Origin of the sequence: Pseudomonas sp. 43(2021) (assembly GCF_017490805.1) — a bacterium.
Taxonomy (GTDB): domain Bacteria; phylum Pseudomonadota; class Gammaproteobacteria; order Pseudomonadales; family Pseudomonadaceae; genus Aquipseudomonas.
On the sequence record NZ_JAFGYJ010000427.1, the window covers coordinates 1 to 469 of the forward strand.

The 469-nt window shown below is 53.7% G+C and carries 1 protein-coding gene; it reads left to right on the top strand.

Annotation, left to right across the window (positions count from 1 at the left end; genetic code table 11):
• On the top strand, positions 1-469 hold a 469-nt coding region (locus tag J5M71_RS29480), incomplete at both ends, for a glycosyltransferase (protein ID WP_243434389.1).

Consider the following 469-nt stretch of genomic DNA (forward strand, 5'->3'; position numbering starts at 1 on the left):
GGCGGTCGTTGGAAGGAAGTCCTGAGCGGTGCAGCGAAGGGCTTTGTGTTTGCGCCTCGCCTGTTTGAAGCCCAACAACCGGCGATGAAATTCTCTATAATCGCCCGCTTCATGAATGGAACGAATGGAGCCGGTACTGGCGAAGCTCTGGAGATGATTCTTCGGGCTTGCAACCGGCGTTTAACTGCAGTGGAGCGTACAGTGTCAAGCCCCTTATCAGCGGATTCCGCTAACTTCGGCCAAAGTGTCGATGCTGACGACGTGTCGAAGCGGGATGAGTCTGTCGCGATATTGATGTGCTCCTATAATGGTGAGCGTTTTCTCTCCGAACAATCGATCTCCATTGAACAGCAGACGCATGCGCAGTGGCGTCTTTTCGTTTCCGATGACGGGTCTACCGATTCGACACTGGATATTCTCGAGTCGTTTCGGGCGCGTATGGGGGAGCAAAAGGTTACGTTGCTTTCCG